The 7422-nt window shown below is 46.3% G+C and carries 6 protein-coding genes and 1 pseudogene; 2 read left to right on the plus strand and 5 right to left on the minus strand.

All coding sequences use genetic code 11. The annotated features are described in order from the left end of the window. Position 1 precedes the first annotated feature (1 nt). Positions 2-1084: a putative bifunctional diguanylate cyclase/phosphodiesterase gene (locus tag ACN4EK_RS10785; protein WP_431657864.1), complete on the minus strand. Its 1083-nt coding sequence runs from the start codon at positions 1082-1084 to the stop codon at positions 2-4. Positions 1085-1410: 326 nt separating this feature from the next. On the opposite strand from ACN4EK_RS10785, the gene ACN4EK_RS10790 reads away from it, so the two are divergent. After that, a complete protein-coding gene (locus ACN4EK_RS10790) occupies positions 1411-2106 on the plus strand; it encodes a PAS domain-containing protein (protein WP_431657865.1) in 696 nt (231 codons plus the stop codon). Here the strand turns inward: ACN4EK_RS10790 and ACN4EK_RS10795 are convergent. After that, entirely contained in the window at positions 2086-2469 is a 384-nt protein-coding gene (locus ACN4EK_RS10795; RefSeq protein WP_431657866.1) for a response regulator, read from the minus strand. The two genes, ACN4EK_RS10790 and ACN4EK_RS10795, sit on opposite strands and share 21 nt — an antisense overlap. Further along, complete coding sequence (locus ACN4EK_RS10800; protein WP_431657867.1) at positions 2466-4028, minus strand: response regulator; 1563 nt, start codon at positions 4026-4028, stop codon at positions 2466-2468. Before ACN4EK_RS10800 ends, ACN4EK_RS10795 begins: the two co-directional genes overlap by 4 nt. 405 nt (positions 4029-4433) lie before the next feature. On the opposite strand from ACN4EK_RS10800, the gene ACN4EK_RS10805 reads away from it, so the two are divergent. Continuing rightward, positions 4434-5579: an ATP-binding protein gene (locus ACN4EK_RS10805; protein ID WP_431657868.1), complete on the plus strand. Its 1146-nt coding sequence runs from the start codon at positions 4434-4436 to the stop codon at positions 5577-5579. Between the two features lie 90 nt (positions 5580-5669). Here ACN4EK_RS10805 and ACN4EK_RS10810 read toward each other — a convergent pair whose 3' ends face one another. Together ACN4EK_RS10810 and ACN4EK_RS10815 are read right to left on the minus strand one after the other, a co-directional pair. Next, positions 5670-6794, minus strand: a complete 1125-nt coding sequence (locus ACN4EK_RS10810; protein ID WP_431657869.1) for a response regulator — start codon at positions 6792-6794, stop codon at positions 5670-5672. Positions 6795-6889: 95 nt separating this feature from the next. Then, positions 6890-7422: pseudogene (locus ACN4EK_RS10815) on the minus strand (hypothetical protein); the annotation flags it as partial.

Genomic DNA, 7422 nt, shown 5'->3' on the forward strand with positions numbered 1-7422 from the left:
GCTAGAGGGGTGAACGTGACAAGTTAGACTGAGCTACAATTAAACTTTCAGCATCCTGACTACTGACGGGACGAGAGAATAGATAGCCCTGTGCCTTCTGACAACCAGCCTGTTTGAGTGATAATAATTCCTCTTGGGTTTCTGCGCCTTCAACAATCACATCTAACTTTAAACTGGAGGCTAACCGGATAATTCCTTCAATCACTAGCCATTGTTTTTGGCTAACAAATGCCCGATCGAGCTTTAAGCGATCGATGGGTAAAGATTGCAAGCGGGCAAATGAGGAATACCCTGTACCAAAATCATCAATATCGAGTTGGATTCCTAAGGACTTGAGGTTAGCTAAAACCTTAGTCGTTTCTGCGTGATTGCTAATTAAAGTTCCTTCAGTAATTTCTAAGCCCAACAAGTGGGGATTTAGCCCAGTCTCACATAGAATTTGCTCGACCACACTGGGCAGATTTTTTTGTAATAATTGATGACCGGAAAGATTAACACTGATTGTCAAAGGCTGATGATTGGGATACTGATGTTGCCAAGTCGATAATTGATGACAGGCTTGTTTTAATACCCAGTGTCCCAGACGATGGATTAACCCAGTCTCCTCGGCAATGGGAATGAATACTCCAGGTGAAATTACCCCTTTGGTTGGATGATACCACCGGGATAAAGCTTCAAATCCAATAATTTTATGTGTTATCAACGATACGATCGGCTGATAAAAAACTAGAATTTCCTGGCGTTCTAAAGCAGAATATAAATCATTCGCCAACTGCAACCTCTCCAGATCTGCTGTAGACCAAACTGTAATTTCAGGTACAGATTCATGTTCCAGCATTTTCGCTAATCGCACTAAGCGATTTGTACTTTGAACCGCTAACTCCAACAATACTTGTCCTTCCTCGGTCTGACTATCTAATCGACCGCTTTTTAAGAGACTCAGAACTCCGTGAATTGAGGTCAATGGAGTCCGCAATTCATGCCCTAGAATCGTGTTAAATGTATTCAGTATAGTTTCATTTAAACATGTGTTTGCTGTGTTTAAACCTAACTCAACCTGCTCAAGATTCTCCCATTTGAGCATAGTGCCACCCTCTGTTGAATGCGAACTGCGACTCAATGCATTGACAACACTATGTCATATCCCTGTGAAAATCCTGTGAATACAGAAAATTGTTCTTGCGATCGCAGCCGATTACCTCTAAGGTAAGTTCTCTACATAACAGTAGCTATCACAGTTTAGGTAATATGACCGGCAAGCCTTCACACCATTTTCACAACTTCTCACTAAAGTAGATATAGTATCCCAAATGACTGGGTACTGTTAATAAATGTTGGGTAAGCTCCCTCCTCAGCACCCTTATTGATCGGTCTAATGAGGATAGCTAGACAACCGGAGACGATGGATTGATGGATAGTTTTGAGTATGAAAGAAGGCTACAGGAACTTGAAAGAGCGAATCAAATTCTTCAGAGAAAGCTCGATCGCACAGAAGCCGCTTTAGATTGGTTAGAACGCACAAATGCTGAAAAAGAAGCCTTACTCAAGGAAATTATTCTAGAGTTTAGGGCGGCTGAAGCTGATAATTTAGTGACCCAAAATTTATCCACTTTAATTCTAGAAAACTTGCCGATCGGATTAATTGTCAAAGAATTAACCGAGTCCAAATATGTTGTGTGGAACTTAGCTACGACTCAAATTCTCGGCTACACTGCCGCCGAAGCCTTGGGTAAGACCGCGTATGATCTATTCCCACCGGAACAGGCTAATCGTTTGATGGATAACGAGCAGGAATTATTCACAATGTCTCAGGTTTTAACCATTCCCAACGCCACGATTCTGACCAAACAAGGAACCGCTAAGCTGTTACAGATTCGCAAAACAGCTATTCTCGATCGCTCTGGACAACCTCAATACGTACTAACCTTGCTGGAAGAGATTCCCGAGCGGCAACCGGGCTTACAGGAACAGCAGCAAACGCAGGTTTCCGCCAAAGCTCAGGCTCCCTCTTTGCCAACAACCGAAGGGCAGGAGGCAGGATATTCTAGTCCAGGAGTTTTCCACCCAACCGCGATCAGCGATCGGTCATTCGCTACTCCAGCCTAAAACCGTTTCAATCTGTACCGGCAACAACTCGGGATCAAAGGGTTTAATGACCACCGCTTTAGCGCCAGACTGCACATAGTCCGGTTGTTTAGCAATTTCCACCGTTGCGGTTAACAAAATGACTGGAATCGCTTGCGTCATTGAAGATTTATTTAGTTCCTTTAAGATCGCTAACGCATTCATCCCTGGCATCATCACATCCAACAGAATGGCATCCAGGCGCTCAGTTTGGGCGATCGCTAACCCTTCCTTGCCTGATTCTGCGACCAGCACCTCCCATTGACGAGTTAATTTTAAACTTGCCTCAATAATCTTTAAAACAGCAAACTCATCATCGATCACTAAAATGCGTTTTGTACTCATGCTGACGTCTCACTGCTAGCATCCTGGTCGTAACGTAAACCATGAAGGCGAATCAAGCGATGGCGCTCCAGGCGGTTCAAAATTCGGGTGACTAACTCTGGCTCAGTGAACGGTTTTGCGATATAGTCATCCGCTCCCACCGCATAAAGACGATGAATGCTTTCAGGCTGACGGTGGGCTGACAGAAATAAGATCGGCAGAGCATTCCAGTGATTGTCCTGCCGGATTGCATGGCAAAGGTCAATCCCACTACACCCCGGCAGATCAACATCTAGAATCAATAGATCAGGGTTATAATCCACCAAACTCGACCAAAATCCTTCTACCGTCCGTAACGTTAACACGTCCATCCCCCACTTAGACAGCAACTGCTGCAAGCCTTTCAGCAATAGTGAATCATCATCCACCACTAAAATCCGCGCTTCGACTGCCGATGGGGGTAACTCGGGAACGATCGCCGCTTCTGGCGAGGCAGAAAATTGGATAACATTGGCCATTGGCTGAGTAGTCGCCGTTGCTTCAGCGTCTAACCCTGCCCCAACCACCATTGGAGATGTGTGCAGTTCCTGACGCAAGTGATCGACCCATTGCTGCAATTGGGATAGCAGCCTGGAGGGATCCAAAAACTGCCAGCCCTGTTCCAGGTTGCGACTCAATCGAGATCCCTCATGGTAGCCAAACATGCCCAGGGAGCCTGCCAGCTTATGGGCAGCTTGCTCCGCCTGCGATCGTAACTGTTCCGACCCAGTGCCAGCCTGAAATGCCGCGATCGCCTGTTCCATTAAACTCAATCGTTCTAGAAACGGCTCCTTCACCTGTTGCCAGATTTCAGTGGTCGCTGCCTGGACTGGGCTGGCAGAGGCAATCATCGTGATATCAGGACTGGTACGCGGCTTTAAGCGATACCCTAAGCCATACACTGTTTCAATTACCTCTTCGTCCACCCCAGCGGCTTTCAGTTGTTGGCGCAGCAGCTTGATATGAGCTCTGACGGTGCTTTCATCCGGCAGATCGTTAAAATTCCACAGTTCCTCCAATAATCGACTTCGGCTAAACACCCGTTGCGGATAGCGCAGGAACAGTTCTAACAGCGCATAGCTTTTAGGAGTCAACGATAGGGGATGATCGTGATAAGTCACCTGACAAACACTAGGATCTAACTGAAGCTCACCCCAGGCCAGGACTAATTGCTCTGCTTGTCCCATCCGCCGCAGCAGGGCACGAATTCGAGCACAGAGTTCTTCAATCGTACAGGGTTTCACCACATAGTCATCGGCTCCCGCATCTAGCCCTTGCACCTTATCCGCATCATTACCCTTCGCCGTTAGTAACAGGATCGAACCTTGATAGTTGTGGCAACGGAGCCTCCGACACAGGGAAATCCCATCCAGTTTTGGCAATCCGACATCCAAAACAATCAACTGATACGAGGCCGCCTGCGTATAGTCCCAGCCAGCTTCGCCGTCACAGGCAAGATCTACCGCATACCGCTGAGCGGCTAGTTTTGCCACCAATTGCCGCGCTAAGATTTCGTCGTCTTCTACTAACAACAGTCGCATAGGATTACAAACTCATTTGAGCAAAGTGGCTACGATCGCCAGCCTAGTAGGGGCAGCGGTGGCTAGGTTATACCTATCGTGGTCATGACGTAGCATAGACCGCACAGTTGGCACGAACAGCAACCAGATCTGGGTTAGTTTAAGCGCTTACCTGCTGAAGCCCTTGCCCCTACAGAGGTAGTATCTTTTTCAGCCCTCACCGAAATCATCGTGTGATTATGCAGCCACTTTGGATCTATCCTTGATTATCTTGTCTGAGCCAGGGGGCAATTAGCTCTAAACTCGATATGCCTTTATCACTATTTTATTCCCAGCGCTAAGGATTTATGATGGCTTCAATCAGCTTATAAGTCTCTTATTCTTCTTTGGTAGCATTAGCCTCAAGCACCTTGGGATAGCTCCAGCATGGTCGATATCGCTTCTCCTCCCCCAAAAGGGAACATTTTAGTCATTGACGACACTCCCGCTAATCTCCATTTATTAGCTGAGATGCTCTCCAAACAGGGTTACTGCGTTCGCTTATCGCCCAGTGCTTCCCTAGCCCTCAAATCCATCCAAGCCGTACCACCTGACCTGATTTTGCTGGATATTCGGATGCCAGAAATGAATGGCTACGAAGTTTGTACCGCCTTGAAGGCAAACCCGGCTACCCGTGATATTCCGATCATTTTTCTGAGTGCGCTTCAGGACTCGATCGATAAAGTGAAAGCCTTCTCAGTCGGTGGTGCGGACTATGTGCCCAAGCCCTTTGAAGCCGCCGAGGTATTAGCCCGGATTGAGCATCATCTCCAACTTCAACGATTGCGCAACCAGTTAATCGCCCAACAGGAGCAGTTGATCGCTCAGAATGAGGAATTAGCTCGATCGAATCGGGAATTGGAACAGTTTGCCTATGTGGTATCTCACGATTTGCAGCAACCGCTACAGGGTGTGACAGGATTTGTAAAGTTGATTCTGATGAAGTCGGGCGACAGCCTAGACACCAGTACCCAGGAATATTTACAACAAATTCTTGATTCGGGTAAACAAATGCAACGGCTGATTCAAGATTTGCTGACCTATGCCAAAGTTGGCAAATCCCCCCGGGTATTAGAACCTGTGGATTGTAATGCCATTTTGACTCAGGTACTAACGAACTTAAGGATGATCATTCTGGAGAAACAGGCGATCGTCGTTGCTGATGCCCTCCCGATCGTCCAGGGCGATGAAATTCAATTGATGCAACTGTTTCAAAACTTAATTGCTAATGCCATTAAATTCGTCAGTCCAGGTACAATTCCCCAGGTAAAAATCTCTGTCCAACCACAGGATCAAAGCTGGTGTTTTGGGATTCATGATAATGGCATTGGTATTGCTCCCGAACACTTAAAGCGCATCTTTGAAGCTTTTCACCGCCTGAACAACACTCGACAGTACCCAGGCTCCGGCATTGGTCTGGCTACGTGCAAAAAGATTGTTGAAAATCAGGATGGCCGCATTTGGGTCGAATCTCGATTAGGAGTCGGAACCACAGTCTACTTCACTCTCAAGCAACGCCATCATCCGACATGAGCCATCGAGTCATGCGATCGTGGGGTGAGACTTTACTACAAAAAACCGTATTATTACGGACAACATCCGAGGTTCACACTATCTTTAAATTCAGGGATGACCATTGGCGGCTGTCAGCAAGAAATGAAATGTGGTTCCTAGCTCTAACTGCGATTCCACCCAAATTTGCCCACCGTGGCTTTCGACAATTTTTTTACAGGTGGCTAAACCGATCCCAGTGCCAGGATAGTTTTTAGCGGAATGAGCACGTTGGAAAATTTCAAATACCCGCTCCAGGTTCTGAGGCTCAATGCCAATGCCATTGTCCTGAATCCCAAATAACCACTGCTGTTCCTGAGGCTTCACGACAATGTTGACCTGGGGGATCGTGTCAGGACGGACAAACTTAACGGCATTACTAATCAAATTTTGAAACAGTTGAATCAATTGGGTTTCATTGCCCATCACCATTGGTAATTCATCATAGGTCAGCTTAACTTGTTTTTCCTCGATCGTTATTTGCAAATTATCTAACACTTGCTTCAGCACCAGATTACAGTCAACAACCTGCAAGTCCTGATCTTGTCTACCCACTCTAGAGTAGGCGAGTAAATCCTGGATCAAGCGCTGCATCCGACTACCCGCATCATGGATACGATTGAGATAATCAAATGCAAATTCATCCAGCGTATTTTCATATTTTAATAACAATAATTTGACAAACCCAGTTACACTCTGGAGTGGTTGTTGCAAGTCATGGGATACTACATAGGCAAACTGCTCTAGTTCTCGGTTCGATCGTGCCAATTCTTCATTCTGTTCAATGAGTTGATGTTGCAAGCGTTGAATGCGTAGTTGATGCTCAATTCGCGCTAACACCTCAATTTCCTGAAATGGTTTTGTCACATAATCAACTCCACCTACCGCAAAGGCTCTGACTTTATCTAACGCATCATCTAACGCACTGATAAAAATAATCGGTACTTCACAGGTATTGGGATCTGCTTTCAAATGCTGGCAAACCTCATAGCCATTCATTTCCGGCATTTTAATGTCTAGCAAGATCAGATCTGGTGGGTCTGCCTGAACCGATGCGATCGCCCGTTGTCCGCTTAATGCCTTTCGGACTTCAAACCCTTGATTCGTCAGCATTGCCGACAATACCCGTAGGTTATCAGGCGTATCATCGACAATGAGAATGTCACCTCTAGGTTTATCAGCAAAATTGCTATTCATACCGCATCCATACAACAAGCTATTAGCTGAAATTAACAAGTGATTAGACAGTGAGCAAGACCAATATGCTTGACTTCTGACCAGATGACCAGCAATTACTCCAGAAAGCGTTGAGTTAGATCCAGAATTTCGTCGAACTGAAAGTTATGTACCCAATGGGTTAGCGCATGAGCTAATACTGTATGGGTATCCGACAGTTCATCAATCAGTTGAAGAATTTGATGATCAAACCCTCTCAATGCCGCTTGATGGAGTTGATTCACCCAGGCTAAGGGCATTTGAGCCAGATGAATATGCAGGCGATCGCGGGCCAAAGGTTCGACTAATCCCTGTGGCGCTGGCGCTTCTGATGCCGATTCTTCATATAAATATCGCACCCCAAGATGTTCTGCCAGCTTCAGGAGCAATGTATTCACCTGAATCGGTTTGCGCAAAAAATCATCACAGCCGATCGCCGCCGCCGCTGCTTTCGTCTCCTCAAATACACTAGCGGTCAGCGCAATAATTTTGGTTGAGTGGCAAGCGGCACACAGGGGCAGGGGTTGAATCGGCAAAGAAGGTGGGCAAGATGAGGGCATTGCCTCTCTTTCCTCCCCATCTCCCCTATCTCTGTCTCTTATACACATCT

Source organism: Pantanalinema rosaneae CENA516 (genome assembly GCF_050753385.1).
GTDB lineage: Bacteria > Cyanobacteriota > Cyanobacteriia > Leptolyngbyales > Leptolyngbyaceae > Pantanalinema > Pantanalinema rosaneae.